Source organism: Okeania hirsuta, from assembly GCF_003838195.1.
GTDB lineage: Bacteria > Cyanobacteriota > Cyanobacteriia > Cyanobacteriales > Microcoleaceae > Okeania > Okeania hirsuta.
In genome coordinates, this window is the sequence record NZ_RCBY01000026.1 from 1 (window position 1) to 22543 (window position 22543).

The following is a 22543-nucleotide window of genomic DNA, read 5'->3' on the forward strand; positions in this document are numbered from 1 at the left end:
AGAAGGCAGAAGGCAGAAGGCAGAAGGCAGAAGGCAGAAGGCAGAAGGCAGAAGGGAAAATTGTTTGGGATTCTAACCCCAAACAATTTTAAGCACCCCCGTTGACGGTGGGGTATTAAACCCATAAGGGAAAAGATAAATTTCAAATCAGATGAGGAGAACTTTTATTAGAAAAATTTGCTGCTCCTCCGGAAGATGTCTTAGGAGAATTGTCTTATTTTGAAATGGGAATTAGGCGTTTTTGTTACTGGTGCGATCGCCCCATCTTGATCGAAATAGGCAAAGAACAAATCAAAGTATTTTTAGACCCCGATATCTCTATGCTCCTGGAAGAAGATTTACCTACAAAAATCCACCAGTTATCGCGAGGGGAAACAATACGGTTAGAATTTGTTGATAGTTTTTGCCTCACAATAGAATTAGTACCTCTTGGCAACAAGGTTAACTGCAACTTACGATATTTTGGCTATTGAGATAGCAATAAAAACTTTTCTCTAGATAGCAGTTACAAACAATATTTCCTTGAGAGTAGGGAGTAGGAAGTAGGGAGTAGGGTGAAAAGAGGTAAGATATCTTGGTTTAATGCCGATAATCGTTATAAACATTACTAAACGATTATTATTACTTAATAACTGAAGTTCATCGGAAGTATAGCATTAATGCATGGTAATTGATATGAGACCTATTAAAAGAACAAGGTAAAGGAGAAGATGTAGAAAAAATCGAGAAAGCAATACAAAGAACTCAAGCAGAATCTTAAGAGAAATATAGGTAAAAAAATATAGCGGTTTGTGATTAATTTATATGCAAACCACTATTTTTTTGTTAGTTTTTCAGGCAAAGCATTGCTAATGCTACAGTTGTTATTGCCTTGATTAGGAAAACAGTGTCACCTTATCCATTAGACTATACAGCGAAAGTATCTACAAATACTGAACCTGTCGTGTTACCATTAATAGTTGAGAGTGATAAAGTAGTGTCGTCACTTTGCGGGAATGTGAACCCATCTAATAGATCGTTATACAATGTGTGAGCGTAGCTGTGATTACCTACAAAACTAAAGGAACCTGGTTGGAATAGATCGTCCCAGTTAATATATACATCTAAGTCAGCTAATGGGTCATCGTATCCCAATGTACTGCTTGTATGGAAAGCAACAACTCTATCCGCATCACTTGGATCTAAGCGATCGTCTGTGGGGTTAGCACTAGAGAACCAACCTCCTTCAAACTCAGGACCTGCTGGATCGAGACCAATAAGTTGATCGACTTCGCCACTTCGTTCGCGAAATTCTTCTCCTGCTTCACCCATCACATGAGCACCTAAACTGTGACCGATAAGAGTAGTATCGGTAGGATTAACACCTTGACTCAACAAATAGTCTGCTACCTCAACTCCCACATCATCAACTCTATCAGCAGCAGCAAAATAATTGAGAGTATTAGCGCCTTCTTGCCAATCTACTAACAAAATGTTAGCATCATTGCCTTCCAAATCTCGTATATTTTGTGCCATTTCTGACATCCAACTTTGAGGGGTGAAATTATTACCTGGATTTCCACCCGTACTTTGGAAACCATGTACGATTACATAAGTAGGATCGCTTGTGTCTATAGAGCGTGAATTATTTAATCCCCCATTATCCCAAGTATTAAAGAAAACATCTACCATATTTTTAGTTTGTTCTCATGTATAAGTGTTTACTGAAAATATTATGCTTTGTGTTGAGTTCCATTTTGGAACTGCTACAATAGTCCTACAAACTTTTGCTGTGTAAGCACTAGCTATTGCTAGGCAAAAAAGCTAGGAATTATGGCTATGTCCAGTTTTGATGGATTTTTTCCATCTATATTATTTACAAGTTTTTTATAGCATTTTCAGGACGGGGGGCAAATATGCGTTGAAAAGGCTATATGTAGGGATTAATGTCCTTCGCTATCACTATATTTAGTTTCCGTGCGTAAGTTGTGAAAATATAAGTAGAACTCTCAAAAAAAATCAAGCAAAGATTTAGAAGCTGAATTCCGTGCTTGATAAGTTAGCTATGAGAAATTTTTCTTGTTATTTTTTCTGCTGCTTTTTTCGGGATAAGGCTGCGATCGCAACGGTGCCTGCTATTCCTAAGAGTGATGATGGTTCTGGTGTTGATTTAGGGTCAGGTGTTGATTGAGTATTAGTGGTAAACAGGTAAGCTGAACCACTGTCTTCTCCGTTGTCTTTGTTATCAAATTCCTCCCTATCCTATATGCTCCCCCCCCAGGTGTCAACTACATTTTGCCTACTTCATCAAATCTTCATAATACTTATGTTCGATAAACTAAATAGGAGGCCCACCACAATCCCTGAGATTGCTTCCCTCCTCTCCGTTCCAGTCGCAATAACTTACAATAACTAATAGTCCGAAGTAGTTGCGCAAACTAAATTTATCACAAACTCATCGGATCGACATCCACAGTTAAACTTACCGCTGGCGGGCAAAAATTAATCAACTTAGTCAAATCGGGTACATCCTCACATCCCGATAATAATTTTAACAAAATCTGCCACCGATAACGATTAGCGACTCTAGCAATAGGAGCAGGTGCAGGCCCCAATAAATCGTATTTTCCTGCTTCCGCTTTTTCCATTAACACACTTGCTAACTTTTGAGCAGTTACCGCTACTTCAGTCGGGTCATAACTACTCAAACGCAACAAAATTAACCGCCCATAAGGAGGATATAGTAACTCTGCTCTCGTCTGTAATTCAGTCTCCACAAAAGACTCATAATCATTACGTTGCACTGCTTGAATCACAGGATGTTCGGGAGTATAAGTCTGAATAATTACCTGCCCCGGATTATCTCCACGACCAGCACGTCCCGCTACTTGCAACAATGTTTGAAAAGCACGTTCATTGGCACGATAATCTGAAAAATGTAGTAACCCATCGGCAGAAACAACTCCTACTAATGTTACTTGGGCTAAATCTAAACCTTTGGTCAACATTTGAGTACCAATTAATAAATCTGCTTCTCCATTAGCAAACTGAGTTAACAATATTCGATGTGCATCTTTGGTGCGAGTAGTGTCGCTATCATATCTAATACATCGTAAATCGGGAAATTGTCTAGTTAACTCTTGAGTTACCTTTTGAGTACCACTGCCAAAAAATTTAAAAAAAGGAGAATCACATTCAGGGCAACGTTGGGGTTGTAGTTGAGTGTAATTGCAGTAATGACAACGTAACAGTTGAGTCCCCCCTTCGTGAGTATAATGATAGGAAAGTGAAACGTCGCAATGGGGACATTCCATTACATAACCGCAACTACGACAAGATACAAATGTGCTGTGACCGCGACGGTGGATGAATAAAATGCCTTGTTGTTTTGTTTCCTGTAACTGTTGCAGTGCTTCTTGTAGAGGATAGCTGAACATTGTCCGGTTTCCCTGTCGCAGTTGTTGGCGCATATCCACTATTTCTATAGGTGGCATTGGTCGTGAGTGGACGCGCTCTGGTAATGACAGGTAGTAGGTTTTAGGTGTTAGGTTTTGGGTGTTAGGTTTTGGGGAAACATTTTCATCTACATTTTCTCCTAGATTAAGATCTCCTTGACTCAAGTTTTCTGGGTGGTATTCTCTTGTTTCTAACCAACTTTCTAAAGAGGGTGTTGCGGAACCTAATATTAATGGGCAGTTTTCGAGTTCAGCTCGCCATTTTGCTACGGTGCGAGCATGATAACAAGGAGTGGGGCGGTCTTGTTTGAAACTATTATCGTGTTCTTCGTCTAATACAATTAAACCTAATTTTGGTAATGGAGCAAAGATGGCGGAGCGAGTGCCAATAATAACTTGAGGAATACCCCATGTCATATTACGCCAGGTATCGTAACGTTCCCCCGGAGACAGAGCGCTATGGTAAACGTAGACTTTGTTTCCGAAACGAGCGCGAAATCTATCGGTCAGTTGGGGTGTTAGACCAATTTCAGGAACAAGTACAAGAGCAGATTTGCCATTTTCCAGGATGGGAGCGATCGCCTGTAAGTATACTTCTGTTTTTCCAGACCCCGTAACTCCATGCAACAGCACTTGAGCAAATTCTTGTATTTGGGTAATAGTTGTTAATGCTTCTGCTTGATATGGGGTCAGTATTTTGATTTCATCTCTGATATTGCCTCTACCCTCTTCTCGTCGCAACACCTCCTGTGCTTCTATGATGACATAGCCTTTTTCTTCTAGTTTTCTGACCACAGAAGAATTAGTTTTGCAACTGTTAAGCAATTCAGTTAACCATGTTTCCCCACCGTTTCGCCGTAGTACTTCCATTACTTCTTGTTGACGTGGGGTTAAATCTCTCGGTAAGTTTTGAACAACTAAAGTTACAGCTTGTCTCAATTTTGGTTTTGGAGGAGAAGGAGGTTCGAGATAACTTTCTACCCAACCTCGTTGGAGTAAATCTTTTAATCCTCTGTTAGCACTTTTGACTTGACGTTGGATATATTGCCAGGTGTAATCTTTGGTTTTAGAATTTTGCAGAACTTCCAGAATTTTTTTAGCGGTAGCATTGAGAAAAATTTCTGCACCTGTTGGTATTGCTTCTTCTATAATGCGGATGCGTCGTTGACTACGTTTGAGTAACCCTGGTGGTAGAGCGGTGCGAATAACTCTAATAATAGGTGTTTGATAATAACTAGCAACTTTTTCTATAAGTTGCCAATAAGTGGGAGGGAAAAAACCTCTAGTAATAATGTCCGATACATTTTTGATGCGATCGCTCGTTAACCCTTCTGGTAGTTGGGAGGTTTTGCGAATGGCGATCGCCCCTACCTGTTGACTGCCAAAGGGTACTGTTAAAATGTCTCCTGGTTGAATGTCCAGATCGGGAGGTATTTTGTAGGTAAATAACTTTTCCTCATCTTCAGCATCATCTGTTGAAGTTTTGAAAGGAACATCAACTAAAACTTCCACCCACTCTTGCGACTCTTGAGGATGGTTGTTCATGTAAGACGATCCAGGTTCAGCCAATATTGGTTTTGAGAGTGCTTGAGTAGTTTGGGACATTTTGCCAAATTAACTAGAGGACAAGTAGGGTGTTTTGCTAATGTATCTCCCTAAATTTGTTTGCACTAGCTTACTATATCTGGCAAGATTTTGCTAGCAACGTCATGGATGTTTTAGGGAAGTTCCATGGTATGAAACATTTATATAGTATTCGGATAATTAGTTATCGTATAACTCAGGAGTCAGGAGAAAGGAAGCAGAAAGGAAGCAGAAAGGAGGGAAAAATCTGGGGATATTCCGGCATTTTATGTGTGCATTGAATGGAAGTAGAGAGTGCGATAACTATATAACCGGATTTTATATTACAGCAGTTTTCGAGTTGATCAGGTACAAGGTACAAGGTACAAAGTTTTATGCTTTTAGGGAATAGAGAACAGGGAACAGCGGTGCCACCCCGCGTCAGCGACAGACGCAAGCGGTCGGAATCCGTCTTTTGCTCCCGCAAAGCTCCGCTTTATATGTTGCAGAGCAAAAGGTAAACTACAGACAAAATATAAGTATCTTTGAAGTTTAATAATTACAGACTTAATAACTGTATTCTATGTTAATGAAAACTGCTATAAAATGACGGTTATTTAAGTTTTTATGGATAGATATAGAATCAGAAATACTGGGCGATCGCTCTGTTAAAATTATAGCGTTAGCGGAGCTTTGCGTCAGCAATCGCTCTATTTGCAATGCGCCATATATAGTGTCTTTCCCTAAGTCCTGACTATTTATCAACTCAAACATCAATTATTATCCAAATATCTAGTATCAGAGCTCAAATATCCTAGGCGTTGGTGATGCGTGGTTATGATTGTGCTTGAATGGCAATTGTCTAACTATTAACTGAAAAACATTTTATATTTGGCTAAATTTAGGTTTCATAGCTTGATTCACCAACGCCATATCCTACAATTAAAATGACGGTTATTTAAGTTTTTATGGATAGATATAGAATCAAAAATAGTAGGTGATCGCTGACAAAAATCATAGCGTTAGCGGAGCTTTGCGTCAGCAATCGCTCTATTTACCATGCGCTATATATAGTGTCTTTGCGTAAGTCCTGATGTATTTAATTTAATTGCTGAATTTAATTGCTGTAAATATGTCGGCGACAGTCGAAACAGACCGTAGAGCATGTCAATTAATGTGGATTTTTTTTCAGAGCAGTAATAATCTGACTATTTGCTTGAGGAAATGTAAATTGCTCGATATTATCTAAAGTTACCCACTTAAACTCATCACATTCTATAGTTTTTGGTGTTCCCCGCAAATAGCGACAATGATAGACATGAAGTGTTACTTTAACTTCAGAATAACTATGTTCTATAGTAATTAAATGTTCTTCTACTGCAATCTCAATTCCTAACTCCTCTAAGATTTCTCTTTTAATACAATCTTCTATTGTTTCCCCTGCTTCTATTTTGCCACCTGGAAATTCCCATAAACCGCCAAATGCACCCCCAGGTAGTCGTTTATCAATTAAAATTTGTCCTGCTTCATTCCAGATGACAGCAACACCAATTAACTTATGAGGCAATATCATATTTTAATCTTTTCTATTTCAAACAAAAATCCCCTGGTTAATTAACCAAGAGGACGATCAAAACTTAATTAATTAACCTTCATTATTGCTGATTTGATTTCCTGGCAAAGATTTTTCAAATGTCATTCTCTGTTCAGCATTTCTGAGAAAATAACCACTGATCATTGCTGAAGCTAATAACTTACCTAAATTTTCTCTACTGGTTGTTACACTTACATTAAATTGTTCTGAGGGTAGATTGCCTAAAAGTCCAACAATGTTTCTTTCCATCACTTGAAAAACTTCTTGAGAATTTGGCTTTGATAATTGAGAAACTGTGTCTGAACTCATAGATTGGACATATTCCCAGAGTAAATTACTTCCTTCTGAACTTTCTTCAAAAAACTCTCGGGTTTGATTTCTTCTATTGGTCACTTTACTAACTCCGTTTCAGAAACTTTGTTTATATCGACAAATCAAATGTGGTTGATTGACTTAACCACATAATATATTGGGGTTGTTAATATTCTTACTTCCTATAAACTAATGTAACAGCATAATTGTCACATCAAAGTAGATATAACCGAAATTATTACTTCAGGTATTTCCAATGTCCATTATTTAAAAGCTAGCTTAAAATGTGCGTAGAAATTATGGCAGCTAGAATATTAACCATTGGTTGGGACAAAATTTGCATATCATTTTAATAGGCTCTATAAGTATATATTATGTAATAATACATTTTGAAGCTTTAAATGTCAATATAACTCAAGTCCGACAGCATCGGTATGATCGAGTGCAAGCAATAACAAATTCAAAAAAGGTAGTGACATCTTAATTGGTAATTGATTCCGACAATAAAAAATCATCAATTCCATAAATTATAAAAATTCAACACTTTTTCCTCTTTTTAATCCTGTTTTTCTTTCCCTGTTCCCTGTTCCCTATGTTGTGACTGTAGCAATATTTTATGAACTATAAGGAAGAAAGAAAAAGTAGAGATTTACCAAGTTTTTATACAAACTATACCAATGGACATGATATGATTGATAAATTGATTTAGAATCTGAGAAAGCTAAAGCAGAGAAAAAGTATTTTATTTCCTCTGCTTCTTGTTCTATTTCTTTACAGGGTTATTGACATCCTCACTCGTTAAGTCGCTCGATTATAACGAGGAATTCCCAAACCTCATGATTTAGGTTTACTGCTTGAGTGGCACTTATCTAGATTGTTTCCAACCCCCGACAGTGCGCCTACACAGTCAATTTGTTGAACCACTATCTGTAAAGGCGGCAGTAACACCTCAATGACAAATCACTTTTGCAACTGACACATGACGCATTATTTCGTGATTATAACATAATTCGGTAGTGGTGTACAAGTAGCAATCTTCTTAAAAAAATTAAGTGGGCAAGCAAATACTATTCCGATAAAACGATTGAATTAGATATATTTTCTCTTGCCTTTTGCCAGATGAGTGGTGTTAAGTTAGACTCTTGCAAATCAAGGTCAGTATCTGTTTTTATTTTGGTCACGATTCACCTTCCGGTAAATCTAAGATTATACCGAGAGTCCTCTCGCTCCATTTTAGATAGGTTTTGATAAACTCCCGACGCTACACTTGAGCAACAACGCGGGATTAACCCGCAGAAGAGTTGCAGCTTGTATAGAGGTAATGTCTTCCCCCTATGCCCATTAGTATTCCATATTATGGCTCTCCCATAGGGCTCTGAATCAAATATTATAGGGTGGGGACTTTCCGCCAGAAAAGTTAACTAGCTAAATAATCATTCATATCTTGTTTTCTTTTACGAAGTTTACTTAGAGCTTCTCTTTCTATTTGTCGTACTCTTTCACGACTAATATTTAGGCGATCGCCAATTTTTGAGAGAGTCATACTTTGTCCATCCTCTAAGCCAAATCTTAATGCCAAAACTTGCTTTTGTTGGGGAGTCAGGTCAGTCATAATTGATTCTAAATCACTACGCATGGAAGATTGGAGAGCATAATCTTCTGGAGAAGCTCCTGTATCTTCTAGTAGGTCTCCTAACTCCGTATCTTGATTGTCCCCTACCCGTAAATCTAGTGATAGAGGTAAGCGAGCGCGTTCCAAACATTCACGAATTTGTTTTGGAGTGAAACCTAGTTCTTCTGCTATTTCATGGGTAGTGGCAGAGCGTCCTAACTCTTGAGTTAGTTGGCGTTGGGCTTTTTTGATCTTATTCAGCTTTTCTGTAATGTGAATCGGCAAACGAATTGTACGACCTTTTTCTGCTATGGCCCTAGTTATGGCCTGGCGAATCCACCAATAAGCATAAGTGGAAAATCTATAGCCCTTGGTAGGGTCAAATTTTTCTACCCCTCTCTGCATACCGATAGTGCCTTCCTGTATTAAGTCAAGCAAATCTACATTTCGTTTGATATACTTTTTAGCAACAGATACTACCAATCGTAGATTGGCCTCCACCATTTTTCGTTTGGCTCTTTCACCTTCGCGAACAATTCGCTGCAATTCATGACTAGATAAGTTTGTGGCCTCAGCCCATTCTGCTATTGTCGGTTCGCGGCCTAAACTTTCGGTGAGGGTCTTATTTACTTCATGCAAAGCTGTGAAGCGTTGTACTTGTTTTCCATAAAGAATTTCTTCTTCATGGGTTAATAGGGGGACACGGCCAATTTCTCTGAGGTAAGTGCGTACAGAATCGGTGTCTGAGATTTTTGTCTTCATAACTCTTCTCCCGCTAGATATCTCTACTGGTAGGGTTTCGAGCGCCCTGTTTTGAGTTAGCAAGAAAAGCGGGCGGGTATTGCGCTTTCCTTGGATTTTTTTTAAGAAGTTTGTTCTATGGCCATTTGATATAATTAATTTGGCCTACAGAAATTCTAAATTATAAATTTGATATTTCTGAGATTTTAGATCTGGTCAAAAAACCAAATTATCTTTTATCTTTTGAATCTATTTGTAAGAATTTGTGGACAATAAAAGAAGTTTTACTATTTTTTGAGAATTTAGATTAGATTTTGACTAAGATTCAAGTGCTTTAGTACAGAATCCAGATTGGATTGGCCTAAAGTACAGCTTTTTCGTTTCTTATCTATTCAGATAATTATGATGGCCTTTACACTACTCAATACTATGTTAAGAATGTTAACATTTATTACGTCTTATGGCTATACCTATAAGGATGATTTTTCAGATGAATGAGTTTAATTACCTAAATTAGTTAAATTATCTATAAGAGGGTACTCATAAATTCTTAAAAAAATTGCATCCTGCACAACAAAATCACAAAAATTTTGCAAAAATACTTAAACAAGGTCAAAAAAAGAGTATATGAAGTATATTTACTTGACTTTTGACTTTCAATTTTAAACTTTTGACTATCTTGAGTATGTCTTTAATTCTGTTTGCATAACATTTCGCAGCGAAATGTTTGCTCAGAATTACTTAGTCATTTTTGGCTTCCGCGAAGCGGTTGAGTTACTTAATATATGACTTATTGCCTTGGTATTATTACTGAATCTGGTATTTAAATGGCCTCTGACTCTCGTACTAATGCGGGAGTAGACTATATTTCCACTTACCTGAAGCTATTTGATTTTTCTCTGACTGGAGAGCGGGTTATCCTCATCAGCACTTCTGGAAATTTGTCAATTACTCAAGGAGTAATCACTGAACTAAAAAAAGACTTCAAGATTTCTGAGGATACTAATCTTCATACTATTCCTACCCTTTACGAAATTGCTCGCTATATTGGGAGTAAAATTCGACAGATTCAAGAAAAAGACCGCTCTTGGCTACAAAAGGATCGAATTGACACTGGATGCAGTATATTACTAGGGGGTCAAATTAAAGGACAAGATCCTGAATTATTTTTGATTTATTCTCAAGGGAATTGTATTTCTGCTACAAAAGAAACACCTTTTCTACAAATAGGTGAGACTAAGTATGGCAAACCAATTTTAGACCGTGCTTTAAGTTTTTATACTTCTTTAGAAGCTGCTGCTAAATGTGCTTTAGTTTCTCTAGATTCTACAATGAAATCTAATCTTTCTGTGGGACCTCCGATTAATTTGGTGATGTATGAAAAGGATAGTTTTCAAATTCGGCATCGCCTGCAAATGCGTCTGGGCGATCCTTCATTTAGCTAAAGTGCGAAAGTTATGGGAGGAGTCTATCAAACAAGTTCTTGATGAAATTCCAGATTTAAACTGATTACATGATTCTCAAGAATCTCAGGAAGATATTTTGATTGATTGAACAACACAAGGGAGTGGAGGAGTGGGGGAGTACGGGAGTCAGGGAGTGGGGGAGTGGGGGAGAAATAAACATCAGAATTACCACTTACACAGTACAACGTATTTCCGGAATGCTCCGCAAACGAGAACATCTCAAAAAAAATCTGCTGAAAGCTGTTTGCGCAGCATTCCGCAGGAAAAGCTGAACGCTGAGGTGCTTCTTTAATAATTTAAATGCTACCTAAGTTAAGCATTAATTCATGGTAATTGGTATAAATTAATCGAATTAAGCGATCGCGCAAGTAGAACAGAATTCTATCCCTCTAATATAGTTTCACCCCCATCGCGGAGTGTCTTTTTGGACGATAAATCTTGATCGTTGGTAAAAAAATTTAGATGCGTTGTAATACTACAAGAACTTGGTTAGGACATTTTTCAATCCTAAAATCCTTTTACAGTTTGTGATTCCCTATTCCCTGATCCCTACTCCCTAGCGCGTAGGGCTATAATTTTTCAGTTTTCCCCATTTGTGGTTGTCAATAGTATAGTTAGAAAGAATTGGTTAGGACATAGACTAATGACGAATCTTAGACTAGAAAATTTTTTTCCAACTGTCCCCTGTTCCCTGTTCCCTGCTATACAATGTAACGGTTGTTTTAATTTTATTATAGAGTGTGATTGAACGTTACACCTTGCCCGAAATGGGTGAACTTTGGACTGAGAATGCCAAGCTAAAAACTTGGTTACAAGTAGAAATAGCTGTCTGTGAAGCTCAGGCAGAACTTGGGTACATACCTGCTGAGGCAGTAGAAGAAATCAAGGCCAAGGCTAATTTTGACCCAAAGCGGGTTCTCGAAATTGAGGCAGAAGTCCGCCATGATGTGATTGCTTTCTTGACAAATGTGAATGAGTATGTTGGTGATGTTGGGCGGTATATTCACTTAGGGTTGACAAGTTCTGACGTTTTGGATACTGCATTAGCATTACAGATGGTTGCGAGTCTGGATCTGTTGTTGTCATGTGTTGAAGAGTTGGGACAAGCAATTCGCTATCAGGCACAACAGCATCGGGAAACTGTGATGGTAGGTCGTTCCCATGGTATTCATGCGGAACCTATAACTTTTGGTTTTAAGTTGGCAGGATGGTTGGCAGAAGTTTGTCGCAACCGCCAGAGATTGGTAAAAATGCGTGATAATATTGCTGTGGGTAAGATTTCTGGAGCAGTGGGAACCTATGCAAATATTGACCCACGAGTTGAGGCGATCGCCTGCCAAAAACTGGGACTTCAACCGGATACTGCATCTACTCAAGTAATTTCACGCGATCGCCATGCTGAGTATGTGCAAACTTTAGCGTTGCTGACTGCTTCTATAGAACGTTTTGCTGTAGAAGTTCGTAACCTTCAACGTACCGATGTTTTAGAGGTTGAGGAATATTTTTCTAAGCGTCAAAAAGGCTCGAGCGCCATGCCCCACAAACGCAACCCCATTCGTTCGGAAAGGTTAACGGGAATGGCGAGAATTGTGCGGGGTCATGCCGTTGCCGCTTTGGAAAATGTTGCTCTCTGGCACGAACGAGATATTTCCCATAGTTCTGTTGAAAGAGTGATTTTGCCGGATGCTTGCATTTTAACTCATTTTATGCTCAAAGAAACTACTAATTTAGTCAAAAATTTGTTAGTTTACCCAGAAAACATGAAGCGAAATATGAATGTTTATGGAGGGGTAATTTTTAGTCAGCGAGTGCTTTTGGCATTAGTAGAAAAAGGCATGATTCGAGAGGATGCTTATCAAATTGTTCAGTCTTGCGCCCATCAAGCTTGGAATCAACCAAATGGTAATTTTCAGGATTTAATTTGCAAAAATGAAGAAATTAAAAGTAAGTTATCTGAGGCAGAAATTGCAGCTTGTTTTGACCCGAAACATCATTTAAAACATTTGGATGATGTGTATCAAAGATTAGGTATTTGAAGTTTTATTTTGAGTATGTAGAGATTTTTTCCCTTGATAGTGACTTTCAAATGTTGAGCGATCAAGATAAGATACACCAAGAAAATACTTGGCTGTTTTTACAAGTTAGGTTGAATTATTGAAGCTATAACTTACTTATTTATTCATACCAAATTTAACGCTATAATTTGGTGAAATTGTTTTTGGTTCTGAATTAATCAGTAATTCCAATTAAGAATTTCGGTAGCTCCTAAACTGAAGTTTCTATAAGAAAAAATCTCAATTTGTAGTTCCGCTAACTGCACCCAATTAAAGTAAGACCGGGTTGAGCGGAACTATGAGTTTGGTGATAATTAGTAAAAATTCATCACGCGCTAATCACGAAACTAATGCTCCAACAGCAACTGGTGGTGCTACTACTGCAACTATTGGAGCGATCGCTAATGCTTTACCAAGCTTACCTATTAGTAGACTAATAAGCTTAAAAATGTAGGTTGGGTTGAGCGGTAGCAAAACCCAACAAAAAGTTACTGGTTTTGAGTTTGTCTGAATCATGAGATTATTTTAGATATTCGCTATGCCACTACAAATAATTTCCTCAACCAAAAATTATACCCTGTAGCAAAATGTGCTTGAAGAAAAGAAGTAGCAGAAAAATTATCACAAGTCCAGGCAGATTTAAAAATAATAGGATTAGGTTTAAAAGTTTATGATTGCTATCGACCTCTATCAGTGACAAAAAAGATGTGGGAAGTTTTGCCAGATTCTTGTTATTTTGCTAATCCTGAGAAAGGTTCTCGACATAATCGTGGTGCTGCAGTTGTCGTCTGCTTCTACTTGTTCCTCAATGATGCAAGTTGACCAGTTTCATAACGTGATGGCAGGTACGAGTATGGCAACGCCGTTTATTACTGGGTTGGTAGCGTTACTGTTGGAAAAGGAGCCGCAGTTAACCCCTGAAGAAATTAAGCAACGTTTGCATTCAAGTAGTTTTATTCCTGGAAAACCTGTTGGCAGTTTCGACCCAAAATGGGGTTTTGGTTTGATCGATGCTGAAAAATTATTGACGTTGGTGAATTAGTGTATGATATTAATCTTAATTATTTTAGGAGTCAACTCACCCCTCGCCCCTCCCCCTCCCAGGAGGGAAATTCAGGAGTCAGGAGTCAGGAGGCATCGAAGGAAGAGAATTGAGAAAGATTTAGCAATGACTAAAGATATAGCAGTATGCGCTAGTATATTCACAAATTGCAGGAACTACCCAATAGATAAAAGTCTGATATAACTCCTAAGAAATAGCCTAGCTATTTGCTGATAGTATTTCTCACAAACATCGATCGTGCTTGTTATTACTAATGATATTAAATCCGGTTGAATACTTATCATATATTTGGGAGTGGGGAGTAGGAGAGTAGGGGCGAATGGCATTAGCGAACGCTCTCAGTAGATTTAGTATCCGTGCAGAGGATCGGTTTTTCCCAGGCTGCTATTAAACAAATGGACATGATATAAGTCCTAAAATATGTTTAAGAACTTATTAAGAATCTATATCAATAAAATTAAGGTTATGTTAGGTGATTTTTTGAATAAATTATAAATAATATCACCCATAAAAAAAAGGATTGTGCATGATGAACATTTCTTGCTACTAGGACTACTAAACTAATTGTTTCTTATATATCTCCTAGATTTTCCTGCTATTTCTTACTTGCTCTCCAACCCCAACTCAATTGATGTAACAGATACCCCTTAATAAAACTTCATATTTTATTGTTGATAAAAAATATTAATTGTGTTCAAATAAAATTATTGATAATAAAGCTCAATTATAGTAGTCCTATTTCCGCTATGTAGAAAATATCCAACAGAGCAAAGGTATAAGGAATAATCATCATCAAAATTTTTATTCTACTTTGGGATTTTTACAAATTATTTAGGACTGCTATAGAGCCTTCTTTAACTGATCTTCATCAGACTGAGGACCAAATCTCTATGCAAACACTTGGCAATTACGAGCAAAAACTAATATTACTACCTCATCTAGCAACATTAGGTATTGGTATCGAAGCAGGGGTACAAACAATCGACACCTATCCCTACTATGTCATCGGTATGCTGCATCTCATCAGTTCTGCTGTTTTGGGAGCAGGAGGTATCTACCATGCAGTTTTAGGGCCGAAACAGCTTGATGAGAAAGGTTTTGGCTACGACTGGGAAGATGGCAACAAGATGACTACTATTTTGGGTATTCATCTAGTGCTGTTGGGGGTGGGAGCATCTCTATTGGTCATTAAAGCAACGGTTTTAGGTGGTATTTACGATCCACTAATAGAACAAGTAAGGTTAATACAGCCTAATCTCGATCCCGTAAGAATTTTCGGTTATCTGTTTGGCTTTAGTCCTAATGGTTGGACAATTACTGGCATGGCTAGCGTAGATAATCTCGAAGATGTGGTCGGTGGTCATGTCTGGGTGAGCCTACTCTGCACTGTTGGTGGTCTATTTCACATTATTTCCAAACCTACGGGTTGGGCAAAACAAATACTAATTTGGTCCGGAGAGGCTTACTTGTCTTACAGTTTAGGGGCACTTGCGATCGCAGGATTTAGCGTAGCTGTCTTTATCTCCACCAACGAAACTGTTTATCCTAGCGTGTTTTATAGTCCTATTGGCAGCGACTCTGTGCGAACTGCTCTTGCTACCGTTCATGCTGGATTAGGTTTCCTAGCTTTGCTCGGACATTTATGGCACGCTTACCGAGCGCGAGCTGCTACTCGTAAAGTATTTTATGGAACGTTCTTTGACTTTATGGCTAAGAATGTTACACCTATTACACCTGCTTGAATAGAAGTCAAAATCTAAGTTCAATCATTATATAAGGAGAACAATAGTAATGACTGTCGTAACTGATGAGAATCTGCAAATCCCTTGGCGGGCAGGTAATGCTCGGCTTGTTAACCTATCTGGTAAGCTATTGGGCGCTCATGTAGCCCATGCTGGCTTAATTGTACTCTGGGCTGGAGCTATTACTTTGTTTGAAGTTGCCAACTTTGATTCCTCCCTACCAATGTACGAACAGGGCTTAATTGTACTGCCTAATCTAGCCCGCTTGGGATTTGGAGTTGGTGAAGGAGGTGTCATTGATACCTACCCCTACTTTGTGATTGGGGTACTGCATTTGATTAGTTCGGCGTTTTTAGGAGCAGGTGGTATATTCCACGCTCTCAGAGGTCCAGCCAAACTAGAAGACAAATTTTCCTTCTTTGGCTATAGCTGGGATAATCCAGGTAAAATGACAACTATTCTAGGTATACATTTAGTCTTATTAGGAATCGGAGCATTTTTACTTGTAGCAAAAGCGATTGCATTTGGAGGGTTATACGATCCAGTAGTTCAAAATGTACGAGTAATATCAAGTCCCACTCTAAATCCTACTACCATTTTCGGCTACTTCTTCGGTACAGAAGGACGTTTCTGGCTGGCTGGTGTTAACTCTTTAGAAGATGTAGTAGGCGGTCACATTTGGATTGGTGCTATCTGCATTTTGGGTGGTATCTGGCATATTCGCACCGTACCCTTTGACTGGGCTAAAGGCTTATTTGTCTGGTCAGGAGAAGCATATTTGTCTTACAGTATTGGCGCAGTCAGCTTAATGGCATTTGTCGCAACATTGTTTGTGTCCGTTAACTCCCTGGTATTTCCCACAGAATTTTTCGGACCAACTTTGACTCTGGTGTTCGATCGCTTTCCTGTGTTTGTTAGTACTGATGGAGCCTTGACTGCAAGAGTATGGTTGGCAAATGCTCACTTCTGGTTAGGATTTTTCTTCCTGCAAGGACATATATTCCACGCCCTCCGGGCAGCAGGTTATAGCTTCACCGAAGGCAGAGTAGTCACATTTACAAGAGGTCAAGTAAGCTAGTTATGACTGTAACTAAATCAAATCCATTAAAGTTTTTAGGCTTTTCCACAGATAATAATGTTGATGTTGCGAACTATGTTAGTGATTCCCAAGAACCTTATTCTTGGTGGGCAGGTAATTTTCGCTTTGTTAACTTGTCTGGAAAATTATTGGGAGCGCACATTGCTCATGCAGGGTTGATCGTACTCTGGGCTGGAGCAATGACTCTGTTTGAGCTATCAAAATTCGATCCTAGTCTAGCCATGTACGACCAAGGACTGATTTTGCTGCCCCACATGGCGACTCTGGGTATAGGGGTTGGCGCAAATGGTGAAATTATTGATACTTATCCCTACTTTGCTATTGGTGTTATCCATCTCGTTAGTTCAGCAATTCTAGGCGCTGGTGGCATTTTCCATGCCGTGCTTGGACCTGACAAACTTGATGAAAAGGGATTTGGCTATCAGTGGAATGATGGCAAGAAAATGACTACTATCCTTGGTATTCATCTACTGCTACTGGGGATGGGAGCATTTTTGCTAGTAGCCAAAGCTATGTATTTTGATGGTTTGTATGACCCGGCGATCGCCAATGTGCGACTGATTACTGAACCCACTCTCAACCCACAGACTATCTTCGGTTACCTCGTCGGTATCACCCCTGATGGCTGGACGTTGAAGGGTATGGCTGCTGTCAACTCTTTAGAAGATGTAATAGGCGGTCACATTTGGATTGGTAGTATCTGTATTCTGGGTGGTCTCTGGCATATTAATACTGCTCCTACAAAATGGGCTAAGGGTCTTTTTGTCTGGTCGGGAGAGGCATATCTTGCCTATAGTCAGGCAGCTCTGGCTTATATGGGTTTTTTCGCAGCCTACTTTGTCTGGGTGAATGATACAGTCTATCCTTCAGTATTTTATGGTCCTGTAGGTGTGACTAATGTTGATGGTACAATCACTCCTCGCACCTGGCTGATGTTGTTCCAACTCATCTTTGCCTGTCTGCTACTGGCAGGTCACTTTTGGCATGGTCTCAGAGCTAGAGCGATCGCCAGTGGATTTGTCTTCAGTAATATGAAGTTCAATCCCGGTGCCCTCTATGGAGACACTCAGTTTAATAACGAATCTCTAGTGACTGGTATTGTACAGCCTTTCCAGAACAATCCTCAATTGGGTAATTTGGCAACCCCAATTAATTCCAGTCAGCTTACCATCACTTGGGTTAAGAACTTGCCAATTTACCGCAATGGTTTATCTCCTATTGCACGGGGTCTAGAAATTGGCATGGCTCATGGCTACCTATTATTAGGGCCTTTTCTCAAGCTCGGACCATTGCGTAACACCGACCAAGCTCTTCTGGCTGGAGGTGGTAGTGCATCTGGCTTAGTAGTGATTTTAAGTATCTGTCTGTTTGTTTATGGGGCTGGAGCAATGACTCTGTTTGAGCTATCAAAATTCGATCCTAGTCTAGCCATGTACGACCAAGGACTGATTTTGCTGCCCCACATGGCGACTCTGGGTATAGGGGTTGGCGCAAATGGTGAAATTATTGATACTTATCCCTACTTTGCTATTGGTGTTATCCATCTCGTTAGTTCAGCAATTCTAGGCGCTGGTGGCATTTTCCATGCCGTGCTTGGACCTGACAAACTTGATGAAAAGGGATTTGGCTATCAGTGGAATGATGGCAAGAAAATGACTACTATCCTTGGTATTCATCTACTGCTACTGGGGATGGGAGCATTTTTGCTAGTAGCCAAAGCTATGTATTTTGATGGTTTGTATGACCCGGCGATCGCCAATGTGCGACTGATTACTGAACCCACTCTCAACCCACAGACTATCTTCGGTTACCTCGTCGGTATCACCCCTGATGGCTGGACGTTGAAGGGTATGGCTGCTGTCAACTCTTTAGAAGATGTAATAGGCGGTCACATTTGGATTGGTAGTATCTGTATTCTGGGTGGTCTCTGGCATATTAATACTGCTCCTACAAAATGGGCTAAGGGTCTTTTTGTCTGGTCGGGAGAGGCATATCTTGCCTATAGTCAGGCAGCTCTGGCTTATATGGGTTTTTTCGCAGCCTACTTTGTCTGGGTGAATGATACAGTCTATCCTTCAGTATTTTATGGTCCTGTAGGTGTGACTAATGTTGATGGTACAATCACTCCTCGCACCTGGCTGATGTTGTTCCAACTCATCTTTGCCTGTCTGCTACTGGCAGGTCACTTTTGGCATGGTCTCAGAGCTAGAGCGATCGCCAGTGGATTTGTCTTCAGTAATATGAAGTTCAATCCCGGTGCCCTCTATGGAGACACTCAGTTTAATAACGAATCTCTAGTGACTGGTATTGTACAGCCTTTCCAGAACAATCCTCAATTGGGTAATTTGGCAACCCCAATTAATTCCAGTCAGCTTACCATCACTTGGGTTAAGAACTTGCCAATTTACCGCAATGGTTTATCTCCTATTGCACGGGGTCTAGAAATTGGCATGGCTCATGGCTACCTATTATTAGGGCCTTTTCTCAAGCTCGGACCATTGCGTAACACCGACCAAGCTCTTCTGGCTGGAGGTGGTAGTGCATCTGGCTTAGTAGTGATTTTAAGTATCTGTCTGTTTGTTTATGGGGCGGTAGTGTTTCAAGGTTCTAGAGAACCAAGAGGCGTTTTACCGGAGAACCTACAAACTTATCAGGAATGGAGTTTGTTTACCTCTGGTTTTCTCATTGGAGGACTAGGCGGTGTAGTTTTTGCCTGCTTTATCCTTATAGAAATCGGGCGAGCGGGAATTTTGTAACTTTGTTTGCTTGAGCAGGGGAAGAAGGGCAGAAGTTAATATTCCTAATTTTTATCAGGAAAGGCAGAAGGCAGGAGGCAGTAGGCAGAAGGGAATTCTGACTCGCCTGTTACCTTTAGGGGAACAAGGGTATAAAAACCCCATCCAATTGTTCCTTCTGCCCTCTGCTCTCAGCATAGCTGCCTTAGTTCATCGGATATTTACTATGTTTCCTGCTCTATAAAACTGACACAAAGCTTCACATAACGTGACAAATTGATGTTTACTTCCTGCTTCTTGTGAGGCCGTCGGCGGTTACTCATCCACAGGCATTGACGGTCAAGCCAACCGCATCTGTTGAGTCTATACCTACATTTAAGTCTTTGTCAATCAACATCAGAAAAAATCCTCAAACCCTGACTGCGCCCTTCCTAGTAGGGAGCGGGATTTCTTCTGAGGTCTATGTCTATATAGATAGACCAAAGAAATGTTTAAGTCGCGATTAGTGCAGAAGATACAAAGCGTCACCATCGTTACTACTTGCCTGTGAGAACTAGCGTATTATTTCGCGCTCCGTATCGCAAATTGTTAACTAAGTCGAAACTCTCCTGCTTCAGTTAACAGCTCAAAAATGTTTTGACAACTCTATTACCTAGAAGTTGTTTGTAAATAATTATAAAGTGTTTTTACTCCTCACCAATTTATAACTCTCTGATAATTAATCTCAAACCCTTGTACTACCTGGGCAAAAACTTCACTTCTGGAGATGTATATTGAGTATTTCAGAGTACAAAGTTTGGAATAAATAACTAAATTAAAGGTGTTCCTTTACCTTACAAAAATTTACAAACAGTCTCTTTGGAATTTTTAGGTAATTCACTCTATGATATAGTCGAATCTTATAATTTTTAGTTTTTACAGGATTTTATCAATGACAATTCCTTTAATGTACTACCCACTCTCTAGTCAAAACCATCGGGTTCAAAAATTTGATGTTCCAGGAGATGAATATCCTAAACAATACACTTTAGAGAACCTGCCTACTGCTACAGAGATGGATGAGATTATCTGGGCAGCCTATCGGCAAATTTTCAATGAGCAGCAAATGATCGCAGCACATCGACAGGTTGCTCTGGAGTCCCAACTGCGCAATGGTCAGATTACAATGAAAGATTTCATTCAAGGTTTGTTGCTTTCTGAGTCATTCCGGCGACTGATCTATGATAGCAACAGTAACTATCGTTGTGTTGAGCTTTGTATTCAAAGGGTTTTAGGACGTCCTGTCTATAACAATCAAGAGAAACTTGCCTGGTCTATTGTATTGGCAACAAAAGGACTTCAGGGTTTTGTCAATGACCTGTTAAACAGCGAAGAATATGACAAGTATTTTGGCTATAACTTTGTTCCCTATCAACGTTGCCGAATTTTACCCCAACGCACTCAGGGAGAGTTACCTTTTGCTCGAATGGCTCGTTACGACAGCTATTACCTAGAGCAGTTATATCAAACAGGGCAACTACGGAAATTTTATCCAGGTATGTTAGATAGTAGCGCTCGTGCTTATCGCAAAGCTCTATCATTTGTGGGAATACTCTCTGTAGCAGTGTTATTAGTTACTCTGATTCTAGTACTTTCGCCCAAATAATATCAATAATCAGGACTTAGGCAAAATATGAAATCATACACCATCTGTAGTTAAAATTGTACTTTTCCTCTACTATATGTGGTAATTATGCGTAAGCCCTGTAATAAATGTAACATTATGACAAACATCACAAAAACTTACATATCTACTTCACTCGATCGACACCAAAAAATCACGGTTGGTTGTACCATTAATCACTACCAAATCAGGAAAAAGAGTGGATGATTAAAATATAGAATTCAAGGTTAATCTTATGCTTCAAATTAACTTACTTCCCGGTGCAATCAACGAAATTATGGCTTCTGCTGCCAAAAGTGGCTTTCTCACAAAATTAGACTGCTATGGCCTCATGGCTGCTGTATTAGACGATTCTCTAAGCACAGAAGATCGTTCTACTGTTAAGCGACTTTCATATTTTGTACTCAGAGGATGGGTACGAGTAGAGTAGACATAGAGTTGGCGATCGATACTTTGTCTAAATGTTATGCCTCAACAAATTCATCAGGAAATGCTTACCTTCTTCCTTCTTCCTTCTTTTCCTAAAACAAAAAAATCATCCGAATAATTCCCACAGTAATAGTGTCATTATCTTCATCATGTTCGGGATTAATAACTACTAAAACTCCCGGATTAATTGAAATATTGTCATTAATTTGATAACGATAAAAACCCTCTAAATGCCAAGCTGTATCATCATCATCTGGACCATTATCAGTATCAGTTACTTTAGGTGGATTTCCAATTACAAAACCAAGCAAACTTCCCTGTTTACCTAAGTCAGTAAATCCTAAAGTAACTGCCCAATTAAAAATAGTTGCTTCATCTCCTTCCTTAACAAGACCAACAGATTTTTCAGCATCAGCAAAACTCCATCCAGTCCAACCGGAAACTGTGAAATTATTCAAAGCACGCCAACTTCCTTGAATACCTAAATGATCTGCGGAAGTGGGAACTAAATTACCAAAGGGTGCATTTGCTCTTCTACTACCTGTTGCTGCTGAGACAAATAACTTTCTTTTTGGATAGTAAGAACGTACATAAGTAACGCCAAAACGGAGGCGATCGCTTGGTCGAATATCTAGTTGTGCTAAACCTGCATTACTACCATTAAAAAATCCATTACTTTCTGTTGGGTTTTCCGGATCTCTTGCTAAATATCCTAATGATAAACTGACCGATTTATTAATATTATAAACAACTGTTACTCCAGCACCTCGTGCCCCTTGAGCATAGATAGGATTGAAGCGTCCAAACCTAGAAATTGCCCCTGATATTCTCTTTGCAAAAAGTCTGTTGAAGTTATCAGAAACATTCATATTAAACCTACCACCAATAGCATCAACATGAACTCTAAATTTTTTCCCAATGGGAAAACGATAGAATAATTTACCAATATCAACAGTATTATTAGTATTTCTTTGAAACGCTAAACGAGTCATATTTGTTCCAGTTATTGGCACTCCATAGGCAACTATCCTCTACA

18 protein-coding genes and 3 pseudogenes are annotated in these 22543 nt (G+C 39.1%); 14 read left to right on the forward strand and 7 right to left on the reverse strand.

The window, feature by feature from the left end:
- Window positions 1-209: 209 nt before the first annotated feature.
- A complete protein-coding gene (locus D5R40_RS06800) occupies window positions 210-473 on the forward strand; it encodes a hypothetical protein (protein WP_124144407.1) in 264 nt (87 codons plus the stop codon).
- Window positions 474-906: 433 nt separating this feature from the next.
- On the opposite strand, the gene D5R40_RS06805 is transcribed toward D5R40_RS06800, so the two are convergent.
- The 6 genes from D5R40_RS06805 to D5R40_RS06830 form a co-directional block, all read right to left on the reverse strand.
- Window positions 907-1671, reverse strand: a complete 765-nt coding sequence (locus tag D5R40_RS06805) for an alpha/beta fold hydrolase (RefSeq protein ID WP_124144408.1) — start codon at window positions 1669-1671, stop codon at window positions 907-909.
- Between the two features lie 390 nt (window positions 1672-2061).
- Window positions 2062-2187, reverse strand: a complete 126-nt coding sequence (locus D5R40_RS42460) for a PEP-CTERM sorting domain-containing protein (RefSeq protein ID WP_124144437.1) — start codon at window positions 2185-2187, stop codon at window positions 2062-2064.
- Window positions 2188-2426: 239 nt separating this feature from the next.
- Complete coding sequence (priA, locus tag D5R40_RS06815) at window positions 2427-5039, reverse strand: primosomal protein N' (RefSeq protein WP_124144409.1); 2613 nt, start codon at window positions 5037-5039, stop codon at window positions 2427-2429.
- A 1129-nt stretch (window positions 5040-6168) separates the two neighbouring features.
- Window positions 6169-6570: an 8-oxo-dGTP diphosphatase MutT gene (gene mutT / locus D5R40_RS06820; RefSeq protein ID WP_124144410.1), complete on the reverse strand. Its 402-nt coding sequence runs from the start codon at window positions 6568-6570 to the stop codon at window positions 6169-6171.
- Between the two features lie 72 nt (window positions 6571-6642).
- Entirely contained in the window at window positions 6643-6984 is a 342-nt protein-coding gene (locus D5R40_RS06825) for a DUF760 domain-containing protein (protein WP_124144411.1), read from the reverse strand.
- A gap of 1336 nt (window positions 6985-8320) precedes the next feature.
- Entirely contained in the window at window positions 8321-9277 is a 957-nt protein-coding gene (locus D5R40_RS06830; RefSeq protein WP_124144412.1) for an RNA polymerase sigma factor, RpoD/SigA family, read from the reverse strand.
- Between the two features lie 806 nt (window positions 9278-10083).
- Here D5R40_RS06830 and D5R40_RS06835 point away from each other — a divergent pair.
- The 13 genes and pseudogenes from D5R40_RS06835 to D5R40_RS06885 all read left to right on the forward strand — a co-directional run bounded on the left by D5R40_RS06835 (window position 10084) and on the right by D5R40_RS06885 (window position 21508).
- Window positions 10084-10765 (forward strand): annotated as a pseudogene (locus D5R40_RS06835) (proteasome-type protease).
- Between the two features lie 37 nt (window positions 10766-10802).
- Window positions 10803-10994, forward strand: a complete 192-nt coding sequence (locus D5R40_RS06840) for a hypothetical protein (protein ID WP_124144413.1) — start codon at window positions 10803-10805, stop codon at window positions 10992-10994.
- A gap of 468 nt (window positions 10995-11462) precedes the next feature.
- Window positions 11463-12758 carry an adenylosuccinate lyase gene (gene purB / locus D5R40_RS06845; protein ID WP_124144414.1) on the forward strand — a complete coding sequence of 432 codons (1296 nt, stop codon included), beginning with the start codon at window positions 11463-11465 and terminating at the stop codon, window positions 12756-12758.
- Window positions 12759-13074: 316 nt separating this feature from the next.
- Entirely contained in the window at window positions 13075-13230 is a 156-nt protein-coding gene (locus tag D5R40_RS34745) for a hypothetical protein (RefSeq protein ID WP_161564455.1), read from the forward strand.
- Between the two features lie 53 nt (window positions 13231-13283).
- A pseudogene (locus D5R40_RS06850) lies at window positions 13284-13559 on the forward strand (M15 family metallopeptidase); the annotation flags it as partial.
- A 28-nt stretch (window positions 13560-13587) separates the two neighbouring features.
- Entirely contained in the window at window positions 13588-13818 is a 231-nt protein-coding gene (locus D5R40_RS06855) for a S8 family serine peptidase (protein WP_275670335.1), read from the forward strand.
- Window positions 13819-13821: 3 nt separating this feature from the next.
- Entirely contained in the window at window positions 13822-14022 is a 201-nt protein-coding gene (locus D5R40_RS34750; RefSeq protein ID WP_124144415.1) for a hypothetical protein, read from the forward strand.
- 707 nt (window positions 14023-14729) lie between these two features.
- Window positions 14730-15581, forward strand: coding sequence for a chlorophyll a/b binding light-harvesting protein (locus D5R40_RS06865; protein WP_124144416.1), 852 nt, complete (start codon window positions 14730-14732; stop codon window positions 15579-15581).
- Window positions 15582-15630: 49 nt separating this feature from the next.
- Window positions 15631-16659, forward strand: coding sequence for a chlorophyll a/b binding light-harvesting protein (locus D5R40_RS06870; protein WP_124154412.1), 1029 nt, complete (start codon window positions 15631-15633; stop codon window positions 16657-16659).
- Window positions 16660-16661: 2 nt separating this feature from the next.
- Window positions 16662-17684, forward strand: a pseudogene (locus D5R40_RS43460) (chlorophyll a/b binding light-harvesting protein); the annotation flags it as partial.
- 27 nt (window positions 17685-17711) lie between these two features.
- Window positions 17712-19436, forward strand: coding sequence for a photosystem I reaction center subunit XI (locus D5R40_RS43465; protein ID WP_445974445.1), 1725 nt, complete (start codon window positions 17712-17714; stop codon window positions 19434-19436).
- Between the two features lie 910 nt (window positions 19437-20346).
- Complete coding sequence (locus D5R40_RS06880; protein WP_124144419.1) at window positions 20347-21060, forward strand: phycobilisome rod-core linker polypeptide; 714 nt, start codon at window positions 20347-20349, stop codon at window positions 21058-21060.
- A 253-nt stretch (window positions 21061-21313) separates the two neighbouring features.
- Window positions 21314-21508 (forward strand): hypothetical protein, encoded by a 195-nt coding sequence (locus D5R40_RS06885; protein WP_124144420.1) that lies wholly within the window; start codon window positions 21314-21316, stop codon window positions 21506-21508.
- Window positions 21509-21599: 91 nt separating this feature from the next.
- Here the strand turns inward: D5R40_RS06885 and D5R40_RS06890 are convergent, their stop codons facing one another.
- Complete coding sequence (locus D5R40_RS06890; RefSeq protein ID WP_153183459.1) at window positions 21600-22520, reverse strand: iron uptake porin; 921 nt, start codon at window positions 22518-22520, stop codon at window positions 21600-21602.
- Between the last annotated feature and the right edge of the window lie 23 nt (window positions 22521-22543).

What these genes read in the sequence shown, in the direction of transcription:
- D5R40_RS34750 (WP_124144415.1), top strand. Translation starts at nt 13,822, where the DNA reads ATGATATTAATCTTAATTATTTTAGGAGTCAACTCACCCCTCGCCCCT.
- D5R40_RS34745 (WP_161564455.1), top strand. Translation starts at nt 13,075, where the DNA reads ATGAGTTTGGTGATAATTAGTAAAAATTCATCACGCGCTAATCACGAA.
- D5R40_RS06830 (WP_124144412.1), bottom strand. Translation starts at nt 9,277, where the DNA reads ATGAAGACAAAAATCTCAGACACCGATTCTGTACGCACTTACCTCAGA.
- D5R40_RS06855 (WP_275670335.1), top strand. Translation starts at nt 13,588, where the DNA reads ATGCAAGTTGACCAGTTTCATAACGTGATGGCAGGTACGAGTATGGCA.
- mutT (WP_124144410.1), bottom strand. Translation starts at nt 6,570, where the DNA reads ATGATATTGCCTCATAAGTTAATTGGTGTTGCTGTCATCTGGAATGAA.
- D5R40_RS06865 (WP_124144416.1), top strand. Translation starts at nt 14,730, where the DNA reads ATGCAAACACTTGGCAATTACGAGCAAAAACTAATATTACTACCTCAT.
- priA (WP_124144409.1), bottom strand. Translation starts at nt 5,039, where the DNA reads ATGTCCCAAACTACTCAAGCACTCTCAAAACCAATATTGGCTGAACCT.
- D5R40_RS06885 (WP_124144420.1), top strand. Translation starts at nt 21,314, where the DNA reads ATGCTTCAAATTAACTTACTTCCCGGTGCAATCAACGAAATTATGGCT.
- D5R40_RS43465 (WP_445974445.1), top strand. Translation starts at nt 17,712, where the DNA reads ATGAAGTTCAATCCCGGTGCCCTCTATGGAGACACTCAGTTTAATAAC.
- D5R40_RS06880 (WP_124144419.1), top strand. Translation starts at nt 20,347, where the DNA reads ATGACAATTCCTTTAATGTACTACCCACTCTCTAGTCAAAACCATCGG.
- D5R40_RS06805 (WP_124144408.1), bottom strand. Translation starts at nt 1,671, where the DNA reads ATGGTAGATGTTTTCTTTAATACTTGGGATAATGGGGGATTAAATAAT.
- D5R40_RS06870 (WP_124154412.1), top strand. Translation starts at nt 15,631, where the DNA reads ATGACTGTCGTAACTGATGAGAATCTGCAAATCCCTTGGCGGGCAGGT.